Raw genomic sequence first — 16,148 nt, 5'->3', positions numbered from 1 at the left:
AAACACGAAGGTTTGTCACGCTGTGCAAAAAATCTTCGTGTTCCTTTGTGTCCTTTGTGGTTATCGGTTTCTGGTTTGTCCTTTGTGGTTTATTGTTTTTGTTATGAATACTGAATGCAATCGCATCGCTTATCAACTTGCCTCCACCATCAACGGGGAAGCGTGGTATGGAGACTCCGTACGCGAAATCCTGAACGGCGTTACCGCTGAGAAGGCTAAAGCCCGTCCCATTCCGAATGCACATTCAATCTGGGAGATCGTTGTCCATGTGAATGCATGGATCAAATTCTTTTCCGGCGCGATTCAGGGAACTCCGATCCCGGCCTGGTCGACAATGCCCAAAGAAATGGACTGGCCTCCGGTGAAGGACACGAACGAGCAAGCATGGAAGCAGGCCGTTACTACCTTTTTCGATGAGCATCTGGGGCTGATGGAAACCATCAAGAGTTTCGGTGATGAGCGTCTGGAAGCAACTGTCCCGGGCAGGACTTACAACTTCTACCGGCTTTTCCAGAGCGCGACGCAGCACGCGGTGTATCACTCGGGCCAGATCGTGCTGCTGAAGAAGATGGCCAAGTAATTCAGCCGCGAATTCACGCGAATGAACACGAATCAAAAAATTTGGCAATTGGTAAATGGGCAATTAAGTTCATTCGTGGCTTAACCGTTCTTGCTGAACACGGGGGCAGTCATTTCCTGCGGGGGATCACCTCCGGCAATCTGCTGGGCGACAATCATCTCTCGCGCGGCAGGACGCAGCGTCGGCAACTTTGATCCAAAGAAACCTGCTCCCACAATCGCTACAACACCGCCAAGTCCTACGGTCATCGGGGCACCTAGCGTGTGCGCAAGGCTGCCGGCGAGAAGAGAGCCCAAGGGAGCCATACCCATAAAAGTCATGGCGTAGACGGACATCACGCGTCCGCGCAGGCGATCGGGCACCATGCTCTGAATGAGCGTATTGGAGGAGGCCATCTGGATCATCATGCAGAAGCCGGCCGGGACCAGCAGAACCGCGGAAAGCCAAAGCGTCCGCGAAAAGGAAAACACCAGGAGGGCAAGGCCAAATCCGGCGCATGAAACTGCTACCCAGAGGCTCAGCCCCTTGAGACTCTTTCTCATGGCCAAGGTGAGTGCGCCGCAGAGCGCGCCGACTCCCGAGCAGCCCATGAGCAAACCCAGGGCCTGTGCGCCGCCATGGAGAATCTTATCGGCAAAGAGCGGCATGAGCACCGCGTAAGGCATGGCCGTAAAACTTACCAGTCCCAGCAGCATCATAAGAGCGCGAACCGGGCCGCTTTGCCCGACGAACTTGAAGCCTTCAATAATGTTTTCCAGCGGCGATCCTTCAATTGCCATCCGCGGACGGTCGATTGTCATCATCGCCAGGCCGGCGATGACGGCCAGAAAACTAACGCCATTGGCGAAGAAGCACCAGCCTTCACCGATGGCGGCAACTACGATTCCTGCGAGAGCTGGTCCGACTACGCGCGCGCCATTAAACATGGATGAATTAAGGGCTATGGCATTCACCAGATCGGCGCGCGAGACCATGTCTACTACAAAAGCCTGGCGGGCCGGCAGATCGACGGCATTGACCACGCCGGTAAGAGCTGCAAGGGTGACGACCTGCCAGATATGCACGCGATGGGAAAGCGTAAGCCAAGCCAGCATGAAGGTGAGCAGCATCATGGAGGATTGGGTACAGACCAGGATCTTGCGGCGGTCAACGCGGTCGGCCAGTGCGCCGCCTATAGGGGCCAGAAGGAAGACCGGGATCTGCGAGGCGAAGGCAACGGTACCCAGCAGCAGGGCCGAGCCGGTCAGGCGATAGACCAGCCATGCCTCGGCGACCTGGTCCATCCATGTGCCTATTAAGGATATGAGCTGGCCGGCAAAAAATAATTGATAGTTGCGATGGCGGAGGGCCCGCAGGGATTCAGGCCATTTGGAATTAAGGCTGCTGGCAGCGGTTTGAGAAGGATCGTCCGGCATCTCCCCATTAGATGCATTGCGACGGAAAAGCTATAACTTATTTGGAAATGCCTGATTAGCTCATCTTCAGCCCCATCATGCGTTGCCGAAATCAAGTTGATGGCTGAAGGCGAGAGTGACGAGTAAAGGAGTGTTAAGCAATGGACGGTTAAGCGAGCAGTCGAGAAAAGCCAATAAAAATCGTATGTTTGGCGGATTTGGCTATTTACAGGGGAATGCCTTACAGGATATCTTGAGTACACCCTCGCGAGTTGCTCGTATGTCTCCCACTTCCGGAATGAAGCGATCAACGCGCGGAATAAGCTGTCAACGTTTGTTTTTGCTTTTGCCCAACCCTCACTTCAGGAGATACACAAGATATGGTCAGGAAATCGATTTGTCTGAGCGCGCTGCTCGCGCTCGGCATGGTAGGAAGCTCGTTTGCCCAAAACCTTACAGATGCAGCCCAAGCCCAGGTAGGCACCAATCCGGATTCATCCGCTAGCGGAGCAGCCCAGGCAATCACACCGCAGTTGATTCACAGCGTGCCATCGGAACTGGTGGCCGACGATTCCACGAATGGTCCCAACGCAATTGCCGGCAATCCTGGCGGCGTCGCCAACGTTATCTCAGTACCGAACTTTACCCGGTCATTCACCGTCAACGGCGTGACATTCCCTTACACCATGGTTGGCAATGATCCGTCCCTTGGGCATATCACCACCATTCCCACCAAGATTGTGTCTGTGTCCCTGCAGTTGCTGAATGCGGACGGCACGGTTTTCGATACCGTGGATGCGACTCGATTTGTGCAGCCTGCGCTGAATTCTCCCAACTTCCAGAAATTCAAATATGAGCACGACGGCACCGCGGGAATCCCGGGCGAACCGACGCAGTTTTCCGATGCAGTTCAGCGCGCCGAGTTTGCCAGCTCCATGGACCCCAACTGGCACACCGAGCTGGCCCCGACAGTCGTTGACAACATTACCATTACGGTGCCGAAATTCGTGACCGTTCGCTTCCGTGGACAGAATGTCCAGGCGATCAATTACGTTTCCGGCATCGCCGCTGATGGCAACCGCTTTGTGCTGATGCTGAACCTGTTCTTCAACCAGCAGCTTGGCATCATCATGAACAATGAGATTGACGCCGGTAACTTTACCACTGACGCATTCAATCTTCCGCTGTTGCCCAACACTTTCCTGTACTCGTTTAATCCCAACAATCCCCAGCAGCGCGGAAGCTGCTGTGTGCTGGGTTTCCACACTTATTTCACTGATGGTGCAGTACCGGAACACCGCTGGACCACGCAGTTCGCAAGCTGGATTTCTCCCGGAATTTTCGGCGGCGGATTTAACGATGTGACCGCCATCAGCCACGAGATTGCTGAAACCTTTGATGATCCTTTCGTCAACAACATCACACCCCGTTGGCAGTTCCCGGGCGAGCCTGGCGCTTGCCAAGGTAACCTGGAAACCGGCGACCCAGTAGAAGTACTGGCGAATGCTACCTTCCCAGTAACCTTGAAAAACAAGGGCGTGGAAACCACCTACCATCCGCAGACTGAGGCTTTATTGCAATGGTTTGCAGAGACTGTACCTTCCGATGCTCTTCACGGTGCTTATAGCTACCCTGACCTCACAGCATTGACTGCACCTGCAACTCTTTGCCACTAGAAACCATTCTTCTTCTTCAATGGCACCGGGAAACCGGTGCCATTTTTTTATTGGGATACGAAAAGCGAACCGGCAAGGAAGCTTACTATCGCAACCTATTAGCTTAGTGATGTGGGACGAAATGCATGAAGTAATTTCTCTGTAAAAATTTGATTATTTCAGAAGCTTGGGATTGCAGAGCTGGCCAGAGTAGGCGTATTGTTTCAAGCGCTTCTGCAACTCTGAATTCCCCCTCTAGGAGAAGTGAAAAAATGAGACCCTCTCACCGCATTAGCATCCTTTTTCTGTTTTTAGCCTTCATGATCGCCTTCACTGCGGCTGGTTATGCGCAGTCAGCTGATAACGCAATCGCGCGCGCTGCCATTGCCAATGGCCAGGCGGGGCTTAGCAGCGATATTGGACCGGTCGACGTAAGTGCAGGTTACCCAGGGATGCTGAGCATCGGATCCAACGTAGTTCTAGACGCCAATACAGGCGCAGTCGTCAGCGGTTTGAGTGGAAACGCCGGCCTGAGCAACAAATCAGTGCCGATCGGCGGCGGCAATGACGATCACTTCGCCGCACCTGATAGACGCCCTAACCTGCCAACCATTGACGGTCTGAACACGATCGCCACCTTTGACGGTGCGTTTGTTGCCCAGGCAGGTCCCACCGCAGGCCGCGACTTCCGGTTCACCATGGTGGGCAACGATCCCAAACTCGGCGGCACGACTGTGTATCCGGCCAACATCGCCGAGACCGACCTGCAACTGCTTAATGCCGACGGCTCCGTTTTCAAGGTGGTCCCGTTCGCCCCGTTTGAAAAGGTGACGCTGGAATCTCCCAACTTCGAACCGCTCGACTATCGGTCAGGACGCAACATCGAGTTTGGTGACGCCGTTCATCGCGCCCAGTTTTTTAACGTGATGAAAAACAACTGGCACACGCTGCTCATCCCAAAGGTCTTGGATCGGGTGACCATTACGGTTCCATTCTTCGTGAATGTTCAACTAAGCGACGGCACGATTATTCAGGCTCGCTCGTATTTCACCGGTACCGCCGCCGACGGCAGCACCTTTGTGCTCATGCTGAGCCCACTCTTCAATTTTTTCTTTGACAACGAAGTGGTGAGCGAAATCAATCTGGGCAATTTCACCACCAACGGCATGAACATGACTTTGTTCCCGAACACGTTCCTGTTCAATCTGAACGTCAACAATCCCAACACCCCAGGCGGGTGTTGCGTTCTCGGCTTCCACACCTTCTTCCGGGATGGAGGATTCCCGCAAGACCGCTGGATTACCCAGTATGCAAGCTGGATCTCGCCCGGACTTTTCGGCGCCGGATTCGAGGACGTGACCGCGCTGAGCCATGAGCTGGCGGAATCATTCGGGAACCCATTCGTCAGCAACCCAGCGCCGAACTGGCAGTTCCCCGGCGTGCCGGCAACTGCGAAAGTCTGTCAGGCGAATCTTGAAGAAGGCGATCCGATTGAGGTTTTGGCCAATGCAACCATTCCTATAACCGTAAAGGAGAAAGATTTCACGTTCACCTATCACCCGCAGAACATTCCGTTGCTGCAATGGTTTGAGATGGGAACCACCTCCAGCGCCATCGATGGCGCATTCAGTTTCCCGGATGAAACCGTCCTGCCGCATTCCGCGTTGCCTTGCCCGCAGTAAACGGAGTTTGTTTTCTTACCGATGGCGTCGGTTTCTCCCGGCGCCATTTTCTTTGTGAGTTGCGGCTGGCTATCGGTGCAATGACCTAAGGAAATTTGCATCCCCAACAGCAGCCTGATAATCTAACTAAATGGTTAATTAATTCGGTTGGGGGTGCTCATTCTTTTGGGCGACAGCTTGGTACGTCAATCTGTGCACTGGCGGGAGACGCGCATCCCGTCCCGCACGACCGCATCTAAAATCCGATACCTCAAGCAGGTAAACATGCGGATGCAACGTGTCCTGGTAATTTTATTTACATTTCTAACTGCACTTTCTTGTGCTGCCCAGCTTCCGGGCGGAGCGACGCCGGCACCGTCTCAAGACCGCCAGACGCCTGTGGTGAATACCGCGCAGACGCCCGCTCTGGAGCAGTTCAGCGGCAGCGGCACGGTGGACAAACTGGTTCCCGGAACCATTCAATTGGGGCTGCTGGACGCAATTGATCGCGGGCTCAAGCACAATCTTGGTCTTCTGCTTTCCCAGCAGCAGACGGAACTGGCGCGAGCGCAATACCGCCGCCAGCTTAGCGCGTTGCTGCCGAATGTTTCCGGCGACGTGAGCGAGTCATTGAACCAGATCAACCTGGCGGCATTCGGCATTCCACTGCCGGCGGGATTGAAGTCGCCCGTGATTGGCCCGTTTGGACTTTTCGATGCCCATGCCACCATGAATGAAACGCTACTGGACTTCAACGCCATGAACAGAGTCCGCGCGGCTTCTGAAAACGAGCGGGCGGCAAAGTTCACGGTGCAGGATGCGCGCGAACTGGTGGTGCTGCTCGTGGGCAACCAATATCTGCTCACAGTGGCGAGCGCTGCCCGGCTCGACACGGCCAAAGCCCAGCTCAACACGGCGGAGACGATCTTCCAGCAGACCAAGGACCTGAAGAGCGCCGGTGTTGCGGCAGGCATTGATGTGTTGCGATCACAGGTGCAGATGCAGACGCAGCAACAGCGTGTGCTGGTGGCGCAGAACCAATTTGAACAGCAAAAGATGTCTCTGGCGCGAACCATTGGAATACCGGTGGCACAACAATTTCAACTGACGGATACGGTGCCTTACGCTCCGCTGGCTGCGATGAATCTGGATGAAGCGCTGGCGCATGCTTACCAGGTGCGTCCGGAATTTCGGGCGGCGGAGTCGCGCGTGCGATCGGCTGAGCTGGCGGTGAAAGCCGCCAAAGGCGAGGCGCTGCCGACCGTTGAACTGAATGGCCAGACAGGCTTTGTTGGTATAGCGCCGGGAAGCGCGGAGAACACATTTGCGATTTCCGCCGGTTTGCGCATTCCAATTTTTCAAGGCGGCAAAGTAAAGGCCGACGTTAACCAGGCGGCGACTTTGCTGCGGCAAGAGCGCCTGCAACTGGAAAACCTGCGTGCGCGAGTGGAATATGAAATCCGCTCGGCATTGCTGGACGTGAAGACATCTGAGGACCAAGTCGCGGTAACCAATCAGCAGATTGATCTTGCAGCCGAGCAGTTGAAAGAAGCGCAGGACCGCTACAAAGCCGGTGTTTCCGGAAGCCTTGAAGTAGTGCAGGCACAGGAAGCGGTTGCCGGTGCGAATGAAAACCATATTCAAGCCCTGTATCAGAACAATGTAGCCAAGCTCTCGCTGGTGCGCGCCCTGGGCGAGGCGGAGCAGCGGACGCGTGCATTCCTGGGAGGAAAATAAAGTGGCTGACCCGATTAAGATAGCGCCATACGAGGAAGAAGAAGTTGTGAAGGAGCCTGTCCGCAGGGAAGTGGATGTGCCGGAGAATAATGACGACCGGCGCTCCGGGAAAGAGCGCCGCTCGATCAGCGACACGCGCGCCGTGGGATTCTTCCGCGCGAATCCGCGGGCGAAGTGGATTATTGCCGCAGTGGTCGTTCTTCTTCTCATTGGCGGATTTTTCATCTGGCGTTATTACTCCGTGCGTGAATCGACGGACGACGCGCAGATTGACGGACACATTAATCCCATCAGCCCGCGCGTTACCGGCACGGTGCTGAACGTGCTGCATGACGATAACGAAGTTGTCCAGGCCGGAACGCTGCTGGTGGAACTTGATCCCAAGGATTACCAGGTTGCCGTGGACCGCGCGCGCGCTGACCTGGCGAACGCGCAGGCCAATGCGGTTGCCGCCAACGTGGGCGTGCCACTCACGCAAACCACCAGCTCCAGCCAGTTGCTTGCCGCCGACGCAGCCGTGAAAGGCGCGCAACGGGATATTGAATCGGCACGCGCCAAGCTGAATGATGCGCAGGCAATGTATGCGAAGACGTCCGCCGATCTGAAGCGCATGGAGCAGCTCATCGCGAAGGACGAAATTTCACACCAACAATATGACGCCGCCGTGGCGGCGAACGATTCAGCCAAAGCACAGGTTGAAGCTGCGACTTCCGCCATTTCAAGCGCGGAAAGCCGGGCAGCCCAATCGCAAGCGCAAGCTGAAGCGGCGCGGACGGTGCCGGAGCAACTGAAAGTCACGCGGGCGCGAGCGGGAGCGGCATCGGCGGAAGTGCAACGAGCTGTCTCTGCGCTGGCACAAGCGGAACTGAATCTGCAGTACACAAAAATCGTCGCGCCGGTAACCGGCGTGCTGAGCAAGCGCAGCGTTGAGCCGGGACAAACGGTGCAAGCCGGCCAGCCGCTGTTTTCAATCGTGAACCTGGATGACATCTGGACCACAGCCAACTTTAAAGAGACGCAACTGCGCGACATGAAAGTGGGACAGCCAGCCAAGATCAAGGTTGATGCTTACGGAAAAGAATTTAGTGGCACCGTTGAATCAATCGGTGGCGCAACAGGGGCGCGCTTTAGCCTGTTGCCGCCGGAAAATGCGACGGGCAATTACGTGAAAGTGGTGCAGCGCATTCCGGTACGCATCCGCTTTGATAAAGGCCAGGACCCGAATCATCAATTGCGTCCGGGCATGTCAGTAGAGCCGGTGGTGTACACGAAATAGCAAAGAGCAATTGGCAATTAGTATTTGGTATTTGGTACTTAGGGCACCGTACATAACTGCTGCCCCAATCGGCTTGCAACAAGGAAACAGGAGCAAATCGCAAACAAAAGCTGTAACAGCGGTCTGGAGCGAAAGCGACACAAATCATGGAATCTAAGCCGGCAATCAATCCGTGGATCATCGCTATTTCAGTGATGCTTGGCACCTTTATGGAGGTGCTGGACACCACGGTGGTGAACGTGTCGCTGCAGCATATTGCCGGCAGCCTTTCCGTGACTCCGGAAGAGGCAACCTGGGTCCTGACTTCTTATCTGGTCGCCAACGCGATTGTGCTGCCGCTTACGGGATGGCTCGGTAATTATTTTGGCCGCCGCAATATTCTTCTGGTATCGGTTGGCGGATTCACGGTTTTCTCTTTTCTATGCGGCATCGCGCCGAACCTACCGCTGCTGATCATTTTCCGCGTTTTCCAGGGCGCAACCGGCGGAGGCCTGCAACCGCTCTCGCAAGCCATCCTGATGGAAGCTTTCCCGCCGGAGAAGCGCGCCAAAGCCATGGCATTTTGGGCGCTGGGCATTGTTGTGGCACCCATGCTCGGGCCGGTGCTCGGCGGCTGGATTACTGAAAGCTATAGCTGGCGCTGGCTTTTCTATATCAACATTCCTATCGGGATCGCGGCCGTGATTATGGCCTTGCTGTTCATTCACGACCCGCCATACATCAAGCGCGGAGAAGGCGGCATTGATTACTGGGGCATCGGCTATCTTGCGCTGGGCATCGGCGCGCTGCAGATCATGCTCGATAAAGGCCAGGAAGAAGACTGGTTCGGCTCGCACTTCATCCTTATTCTGGTCATTCTCTGCGTCGTCGGGTTCGTGTTCTTCCTGGTCCGCGAACTTGTCGCCGACCATCCCGTAGTGCAGCTCAGGATCTTCAAAAATCGCACCTATGCCACCGGTGTCTTTCTTATGACCGTGCTGGGATTCGTTCTCTATGGCAGCACGGTCTTGCTTCCGCTGTGGCTGCAAACGCTCATGGGATATTCCGCCCTTGAAGCGGGCATGGCCATGCTTCCACGCGGCCTGGGGTCGTTCCTGTTTATGCCGATCGTCGGCATTCTCATGGGAAAAATCGAGGCGCGCAAATTACTGGCCGCCGGCTTGATCATCGCGTCATTCAGCATCTGGCAGCTCTCCAGGCTGAACCTGAACGCCGGTTACTGGGACATCTTCTGGCCGCAGCTTTTGCAGGGCTCGTCCATGGGACTGCTCTTTGTGCCGCTCACCACGCTCACCAACGGCCCGATTCCCAAAGAGCAAATGGGCAACGCCACCAGCCTGTTCAACCTGATGCGCAACATAGGCGCCAGTATTGGCATTGCCAGCGTGACCACAATTTCATCGCGCCATGCTCAGGTCCACGTCAATACTCTGGGCGCAAACATAACTCCTTACAATCCGCTGGCGCAAAACATGATGGCCCAGATGAAAGCCGCTTTCATGGCCCGCGGCATGGACGCCGCCACCGCCACCAAGCAAGCCGCTGCCGGACTCTTCGGCATGGTCCAGCAACAGGCCGCCATGATGGGCTATGTCGACGTCTTCTTTCTTCTGGCAATCATGTTCGCCGCCTGCCTGCCGCTGATTCTGATCATGAAGAAAGCCCCCAAAGGCGGAGGCGGGCCGGGCGCGATGGCGCACTAAACAAAGCTGCGCGATCTTGTGCACAGCCGCCTGACTGGCTCTTCCTCCGTGTTCCTTCGTGTCCTCTGTGGTAAAAGTTCTTGGTTTTCGATTTCCGATTTTGGCTGTTCTCCGCGTCTCCGCGCCTCCGTGGTAGATTTTGGTTTTTCGATTCCAGCGATCTCCCCCAGTCCTCTTTGTGATCCTTCGTGTCCTTTGTGGTGAAAAGTTTTTGATCTTCAATTCTGATCAGTGTTATCAGTGCAAATCAGTGGTAAGGTTTGCGTATTGCTTCACCAGCGACTTCAGCTCCAGCACCTCCAGCGGACATTCCGGCCAGTTATGTTCCCAGCACACAATCATGTCGCAGCCCTTAAGTCATGCATGTGTTTCAGAAAATTGCGGCTTTGGTATTCCAATTCAATTTTTACCGGCTGCAGCCGGTTTTCTGCCACCACGCGCATCGCCTCGCAGTCCGGAAATCCCGCCTGTACCATCAAGACCAGAAAGCCCAGCCGTTCAGACATGGCCCCAAAAAGGTAAAGCACCCCGGCCTCGTTCGTCGGCGCAAACACCAGCGGCCCTCCCTGTAACAACGGCCCATACATCGGCCGGTCCTCCATGATCTTCGGTACACACTGCGGTGCGCACGGTCTGGGTACGTTACTCTGGCGGCCGGTCCTCCGTTCAACTACATCCCAAACGTCTTTGTACTCCTCGGCCAGGCCATGCTCACCGGCATGCGACTTCATCGCGTCCGGCACGCTGTTCCATGTGCCACACCGTCTCAGCAGCGGGCTTACGCTGTACTTGCTCATCTGTTCGTAGTCAGCCAGGCTTGGCACCTTTTTTAGCCTGCGCGCAATTCCCGCCCAATCCTGGAACAGCTCTTCCATCCCCACTTTTTGCCCAACCCCATGTCTTGCTATGCCACACGTCTCCAGGGCGCGATGGTAGGTTCCAAAATGCTTTCTTATGTTTCGCTGTGACACGCCGGCCTGTTTCATCAATTCCGTGCGGCTCGGTGCGCGCCCCAGCTTCGCCGCGCTCGCCACAATCGCTGCTGTCAATTCGTCCTTCGTCAACATAATCACGTTTCCTCCAGGGTTCCCATTCACGCGCCGGTTTTGCGTGTGAATGGGCGAATGGGGCCCTGCCTCAGTGTTCCTCTGTGTCCTCTGTCGTTAAAGGTTTTGCTTTGCCGATCAGTATCATCAGCGTCAATCAGTGATAAAGGTTCCCCTGATTTCCTGATGTCCCGCTTTCCCGACCCGCATCCCTTTGTGTTCCTTTGTGTTCTTTGTGGTGAACGGGTTTGGGGTTTCCGGCTAATTGCCAATGGCTAATTGCTAAGTGCTCTTGCTTGGCATTTCTGGCAATCCGCCCGGTTCGTGTTGATTCGCGTTAATTCGCGGCCAAATTCTTTTTGCTTTTGATCTGCGCTCATCTGCGAAATCTGCGGCAAATGGTTTTTTGATTCGCGGCTAAGTCCCCCGCCTCGCGCTCTCGTAGGCTCGCCCGATCCCGCCAATCCCTTCGACCTCGTTAATCTCGCCCGCTTCTTTCATGCGTTTCAGTGTGTTGTGAATCGGAGGCATCACATGCTTGTACTTCCCCAGGTCATAGCCCATTTCAGCCATGCGATCTCTCACCTGGGTCGGCGTTAGCGGCAACAACAAAGGCTGACGGAAAACCCACCGGATCGCCTCCGTCAGCCCCATCTCCTGTCCCGCCCCTTGGGCTTGCTCTTCATCCAGCTTTAACTCATTGATTCTGCTGACAATATCGGGATCAATGGTTTCACCGGACAGCCGGGCTAACTGTTCTACAACCGGCCCCCAGTGTGAAATCTGGTCTTTTATTTCGGTTTCCTGCCGCAGCAGCTCTTTGAGCCGTTCTCTTGCGGATTCATACATTTTCGTCGCAGTTTCATCTGCCATGCGATACTTATACAAAACTGTTAACTTAATGTCAACATATATTTCACGTGTATTCACATTTTGGGTCGTTTCTAGGTCCTTTCCCTCTCGAGGGGCTGTCCCGAATCCCGCGCCTTCCGAGTCGACGAAATCCAGAGCTCCAGACACACTGGCGCGGGTGAGGGATCGGCTCCGCTGCAGTCACGCGTGGCCCACGAGGTGGTCAAAACGGCTGTTCCCCCATTGGGGATAGCCATCCCGAACCCAAAAAACCGAATGACTCTCAGGTGATTTTGATTCTGGTCCTCTGTGTCCCGCAGCCTGCCCTGAGCGAGCTTTGCGAGTCGAACGGGTGTCCTTTGTGGTTAAGGGTTTTGGGGTTCCCAGGCCCGAGGGCGAAACAGCCTGACCCGGGTGCGGAAGCCCCGGGTACAAAGGAAGAAAACCGATGAGCCCCCAAAGGGGGCGTAATTATTGAGGCCAGGCCGTCAGGCCTTGGGAACTGAAAGCAAACGCAACCTTCCGCTCTGCCGAAGGCCGTCGCGTAGCGCGAAGCGACATGGAAGGATTGTCAGCAGCGCAGCACCCTATCCCGTCCGCTTTCAAGTCTCGCAGCAGCAGCCTCGGTCATCGCCGCCGCACAAGTCTCCGTCGGATTGTTTAGCATGGTCCAGCAGCAGGCGTCCATGATGGGCTACGTCGACGTCTTCTTTCTTCTGGCGATCATGTTCGCCGCCTGCCTGCCCCTGATCCTGCTGATGAAAAAAGCCTCGAAGGGCGGAGGCGGGCCGGGGGCGATGACGCACTAAGGGATCAGGACATGTGAGAATCCCCATCGAAGCGAACGAGAGCTACGCAAATGGCCATATGCCCCCTGATGGAGTACTGCACCGGGCCGAGAAAAACGAGTTTCGGAGGCCTTCCCACCGGATATCACCTGATTGCCTAATGAGCACTTCGGCATGCAGTGTTTGGACTATCATGGCGAGGGAGATCGAAAACAAACCTAACAAGCGACTGGCTAAAGCGATATCGCTTCTTGGGTCGGACCCCAAGCGAATCGCCGCTGTTTCGCTCTCGAGCACATCGACGAGATCATGAAAGGCAATTGGCGTCTGCTGACGTAAATAGCGGATGCTATCAATTCCTTTATTTTTGATTACTTCCCGATAGCCGTACCCGGGACGGTAGTTGATCGCGTTTCTCAGCTTACTTGCCCAGTCAGCTCCCCACAAGTCCCCGATACGCTTCAAAGCTGACCAGAATCGATATTCAAACAGATTGACGTTTCCGTCGCAGTGTTCAACAATTTCAGTGATAAGCCTCATCGCAACTGTCCAAGATGCATCATGCAATTGAGATTTGCTTGGGCGCAATGACATTCTACGCACTGTTGCACTGACGTATGCATCCACCACCAGATAGAGCGCTCCTGCGCCCGGCTGCACTGCCGAACCTGCTAAGGTTTTGAATTGATTTAACGCCTTTTTGTCCAGAAACCAGGTTGAAGAGCCGCTAATGCGAGTAAGGGCCAGCGCAGAAAAAAATCCCCAATAATAAAGGGTCACGAGCATCCAAGCCGGACTATGCCAATTTTGCACAGCTACAGCATCGCGAAGAGAAGCCTGATGTTCAGCGGCATGATCCAGGAGATATTCCGTATCTGCCAGCAATGCACTCCCGATTTCAGATGCCGCAGCTTCTATGCTAACTTGATTCTTAGTGCAAGAAATGACCGTGAACGATCCTTTGTCGCGCCACAAATTAAGCGGCACGGCCCTGACATGGTAAACACGGGTGCCGCTGGGGACTGTATCCAGCGACATTGCTCTTAACCGCTGCCAACCTGTTGCTTGTGCAATCACAGCATGTCCGGTGAAACTGCTACACTCTTGCGAAAAGCACCTTGCATCAACTCTGTATAAGCCTTTTTCGTTAACTTCCCACGCCCGCCAAAATCCAAATGAGTGATGGGACGAATCATTTCTTGCAACGAATCCTGCTTGAGATTCTTTACACGTGCCATAGTTGCACGAGCAACTTCATCGAACATATCAAAAATGGCTTCAAAGTAGGCTGCTCTGATCAAGGTGGCTTTCTCTGGCAGTTCTGCATCAAACGCATTTACGTAGTTTCGAAGCAGGCGATAAATATCATCTTCCTTAAGAGACAGCAGCACCTCGCTGCTTAGAGCGGCGCCAACCGCACGATTGAACGTGACACGCGAAATTTTATTCGGCGTCGAGTGTGCCGGACTGAGTCGCCCGTGAAGCGAAGATGATGGGTCGGTCTGCAATTTGTCGAAGAATGATCTTAAAAGACTCTCTTTGGCTGTCTCCATATCGGCAAGTTGTTTAATGTCAAGCAAGAGAGCCGCAGGGACGCCCCGCTGATTGGTATTTATGTCTATGAAGAGTTTGGCTTCTTCGGAACGCCCCAGCGATTCGTAGATCGCAACAGGGACACGGTGTCGGACCGGACATTTGGAGTAGCCCCATAGGCGGTGTTGACCATCAAGAACAAGGAATGCGCGTGGCACCCGAACAAAGGACAGCGTTTTCGACCGTGGATTGTAACTGAGAAGAGATTCCGGCTGAGCTGACAGCACTACATTCGTAGGAATCGAGCCATTTCCTGACGAGAGATAACGGCTGATGTCATCCGCCCTTTCTTCCGACAGTGCGCGCTGAAATCCCTGCTGAGGATCTTCTTGCCGTCGAGCGACAAAACAACATGGATACAAGTCATCTACTGGGATTGTGGAAAAATAAAATCGATGTTTATTCTGAGCCAACAACAGTGCTGGGTAAGAAGGTGTTTTCTTCACGGCCATGCGCTCTTTGCTCCCGTTCGAAACCAGCATTTTAGCAGCCATCGCCATAGCTTCCCAAATAACATTCAAATGCGTGTAAAAGCGAGTCCTTCCATACCAGCGGTCTGTAGATTGTGATATTAGTCATCCGTTAGCTTGGAGGTGTGTTGTGGCATTAAGTCAGGAAACATCGGCGGGTTCAAAAATCTCAATTTCGGATCAGATCAAGGTGGCCTCTGAACTTTTGATCATCTATGCGGGGCTATGCTATGCAACAGGGCTCTTAATTCTGACGGCCCGCTTTGACCAACTTGGGCTCCCGGTGTCCGCCGTGGAGCTATTTCGGGTTCGAAATATACTCGCAGGCGGGTTGTTCTTCTTGACCCCTGCACTTCTAATAGCGCCAGCCACAGGATACTGGGCCGCAATGCGAACATCCCGTAGGCGCACCCAAATGTCGGGCGTCCTTGTGATGATTACTACCGGTTTCGTTTTCTGTCTAGTATTGATGTTTTTTCCTCTGCGTGTACTGGATAACAACGGAGTCTTATGGTCGCTCGCCGGCATTATTGTGGCAGTGAGTTGGATTGTTATTGAAGGCGCTTTGCGTCCCAGCCATCCTTGGCTATTTGTCCACAATCTCCTAGTACTTTGTTTTGTCATAACTCTCTGCTCAGTGACTTTGTGGAAAGCACCGGGCGCATATGACCATTTATCATCTGCAATCAGACTCCCTTTCTGCTTGTATCTAATGTCGTGGGGAATTATTTCTGTGATCACGTTCGGCGCCCAAAAAGCATCGCAAAAAGGCGGGCAGTTCAGTCGATGGCCATGGATCGCGGCGCTTTTACCTATCCTGTCCATATATATCTTTGCGGCTTATCAATTCGGATACGGTTTTTATTCCTTTATTCCAGAGGCACGCGGCGGCGGTTATTTGGGCGAAACGCGAGATGCGGTGCTAATTTTTACCTCCGACGCAGCTCAAGCGGGAGTTCCCATTGAGTTGCTGAAATTAGGTGAACCGCAGGCAATGGGGGGCTGTTCCGCGGTCTCAGTTGCCACGGCTCCAGCAGTGTTTCCAACCGCCAAGTCGCAAGAAAAATCTTCAGCGCTTCCGAGCCCAACCAATGGAAAGGTGTTTTGTTCAGAGCGATTGAAAATTGTGGAAGAGACCGCAGACACCGTCTATGTTGCAAACCTGAAAGGCAGAGCTCCCTCGCAGCTAGGCCGGACAGAGGGCGAAGGCATCGTTATTTATGGGATCCCACGAAAATTGGTAGCTGTTTTGGCACTTCAGTCCGTCGAGTCCGGCCGACAGGCTTTTATCGTCAAATCCGGAAAGCTTTAGGCTCGGGCTCCGACCGCTGGGGCGTGAGGACACGTGCGCAACGTGGCGGAGTGCGAAGCGGTAGCCATATCAGTATGTTGT

The 16,148-nt window shown here is 54.4% G+C and carries 13 protein-coding genes; 8 read left to right on the top strand and 5 right to left on the bottom strand.

Translation table 11 applies throughout. From position 1 onward, the window contains the following. Positions 1-103 precede the first annotated feature (103 nt). Entirely contained in the window at positions 104-580 is a 477-nt protein-coding gene (locus tag LAO76_13735; GenBank protein ID MBZ5491988.1) for a DinB family protein, read from the top strand. Positions 581-660: 80 nt separating this feature from the next. On the opposite strand, the gene LAO76_13730 is transcribed toward LAO76_13735, so the two are convergent. After that, positions 661-1,995: an MFS transporter gene (locus tag LAO76_13730; protein MBZ5491987.1), complete on the bottom strand. Its 1,335-nt coding sequence runs from the start codon at positions 1,993-1,995 to the stop codon at positions 661-663. Between the two features lie 359 nt (positions 1,996-2,354). Here LAO76_13730 and LAO76_13725 point away from each other — a divergent pair, with 359 nt between their 5' ends. From LAO76_13725 to LAO76_13705, 5 genes are all read left to right on the top strand, one after another. Continuing rightward, positions 2,355-3,650 carry a hypothetical protein gene (locus tag LAO76_13725; protein ID MBZ5491986.1) on the top strand — a complete coding sequence of 432 codons (1,296 nt, stop codon included), beginning with the start codon at positions 2,355-2,357 and terminating at the stop codon, positions 3,648-3,650. A 251-nt stretch (positions 3,651-3,901) separates the two neighbouring features. Continuing rightward, entirely contained in the window at positions 3,902-5,311 is a 1,410-nt protein-coding gene (locus tag LAO76_13720; GenBank protein ID MBZ5491985.1) for a hypothetical protein, read from the top strand. A gap of 264 nt (positions 5,312-5,575) precedes the next feature. Next, positions 5,576-7,027, top strand: a complete 1,452-nt coding sequence (locus tag LAO76_13715) for a TolC family protein (GenBank protein MBZ5491984.1) — start codon at positions 5,576-5,578, stop codon at positions 7,025-7,027. A gap of 1 nt (position 7,028) precedes the next feature. Next, positions 7,029-8,303, top strand: coding sequence for an HlyD family secretion protein (locus tag LAO76_13710; protein MBZ5491983.1), 1,275 nt, complete (start codon positions 7,029-7,031; stop codon positions 8,301-8,303). A 146-nt stretch (positions 8,304-8,449) separates the two neighbouring features. Continuing rightward, the gene (locus LAO76_13705) at positions 8,450-10,006 is read left to right on the top strand and encodes a DHA2 family efflux MFS transporter permease subunit (protein ID MBZ5491982.1); all 1,557 of its coding nucleotides are present in this window, start codon (positions 8,450-8,452) and stop codon (positions 10,004-10,006) included. A 338-nt stretch (positions 10,007-10,344) separates the two neighbouring features. On the opposite strand, the gene LAO76_13700 is transcribed toward LAO76_13705, so the two are convergent. Both LAO76_13700 and LAO76_13695 read right to left on the bottom strand, forming a co-directional pair. Continuing rightward, complete coding sequence (locus LAO76_13700) at positions 10,345-11,073, bottom strand: hypothetical protein (GenBank protein MBZ5491981.1); 729 nt, start codon at positions 11,071-11,073, stop codon at positions 10,345-10,347. Between the two features lie 396 nt (positions 11,074-11,469). Next, positions 11,470-11,925 (bottom strand): hypothetical protein, encoded by a 456-nt coding sequence (locus LAO76_13695; GenBank protein ID MBZ5491980.1) that lies wholly within the window; start codon positions 11,923-11,925, stop codon positions 11,470-11,472. A gap of 644 nt (positions 11,926-12,569) precedes the next feature. On the opposite strand from LAO76_13695, the gene LAO76_13690 reads away from it, so the two are divergent. Then, positions 12,570-12,713: a hypothetical protein gene (locus LAO76_13690; GenBank protein ID MBZ5491979.1), complete on the top strand. Its 144-nt coding sequence runs from the start codon at positions 12,570-12,572 to the stop codon at positions 12,711-12,713. Between the two features lie 42 nt (positions 12,714-12,755). Here the strand turns inward: LAO76_13690 and LAO76_13685 are convergent, their stop codons facing one another. Together LAO76_13685 and LAO76_13680 are read right to left on the bottom strand one after the other, a co-directional pair. Then, positions 12,756-13,769, bottom strand: coding sequence for a hypothetical protein (locus LAO76_13685; GenBank protein MBZ5491978.1), 1,014 nt, complete (start codon positions 13,767-13,769; stop codon positions 12,756-12,758). After that, positions 13,766-14,779, bottom strand: coding sequence for a DGQHR domain-containing protein (locus LAO76_13680; GenBank protein ID MBZ5491977.1), 1,014 nt, complete (start codon positions 14,777-14,779; stop codon positions 13,766-13,768). The genes LAO76_13685 and LAO76_13680 overlap by 4 nt, the downstream gene beginning before the upstream one ends. A 106-nt stretch (positions 14,780-14,885) precedes the next feature. Here LAO76_13680 and LAO76_13675 point away from each other — a divergent pair, with 106 nt between their 5' ends. After that, on the top strand, positions 14,886-16,067 hold the full coding sequence (locus LAO76_13675; protein ID MBZ5491976.1) for a hypothetical protein: 1,182 nt from the start codon (positions 14,886-14,888) through the stop codon (positions 16,065-16,067). The last annotated feature ends 81 nt before the right edge of the window (positions 16,068-16,148 follow it).

It is taken from the genome of Terriglobia bacterium, from assembly GCA_020072645.1.
Lineage (GTDB): Bacteria > Acidobacteriota > Terriglobia > Terriglobales > Acidobacteriaceae > Angelobacter.
This window is presented reverse-complemented; position numbering and strand designations above follow the sequence as displayed.

Excerpts from the sequence above, each read along its gene's own strand:
- LAO76_13735 (MBZ5491988.1), top strand. The coding sequence starts at position 104 with ATGAATACTGAATGCAATCGCATCGCTTATCAACTTGCCTCCACCATC.
- LAO76_13730 (MBZ5491987.1), bottom strand. The coding sequence starts at position 1,995 with ATGCCGGACGATCCTTCTCAAACCGCTGCCAGCAGCCTTAATTCCAAA.
- LAO76_13725 (MBZ5491986.1), top strand. The coding sequence starts at position 2,355 with ATGGTCAGGAAATCGATTTGTCTGAGCGCGCTGCTCGCGCTCGGCATG.
- LAO76_13720 (MBZ5491985.1), top strand. The coding sequence starts at position 3,902 with ATGAGACCCTCTCACCGCATTAGCATCCTTTTTCTGTTTTTAGCCTTC.
- LAO76_13715 (MBZ5491984.1), top strand. The coding sequence starts at position 5,576 with ATGCGGATGCAACGTGTCCTGGTAATTTTATTTACATTTCTAACTGCA.
- LAO76_13705 (MBZ5491982.1), top strand. The coding sequence starts at position 8,450 with ATGGAATCTAAGCCGGCAATCAATCCGTGGATCATCGCTATTTCAGTG.
- LAO76_13700 (MBZ5491981.1), bottom strand. The coding sequence starts at position 11,073 with ATGTTGACGAAGGACGAATTGACAGCAGCGATTGTGGCGAGCGCGGCG.
- LAO76_13695 (MBZ5491980.1), bottom strand. The coding sequence starts at position 11,925 with ATGGCAGATGAAACTGCGACGAAAATGTATGAATCCGCAAGAGAACGG.
- LAO76_13690 (MBZ5491979.1), top strand. The coding sequence starts at position 12,570 with ATGGTCCAGCAGCAGGCGTCCATGATGGGCTACGTCGACGTCTTCTTT.
- LAO76_13680 (MBZ5491977.1), bottom strand. The coding sequence starts at position 14,779 with ATGGCTGCTAAAATGCTGGTTTCGAACGGGAGCAAAGAGCGCATGGCC.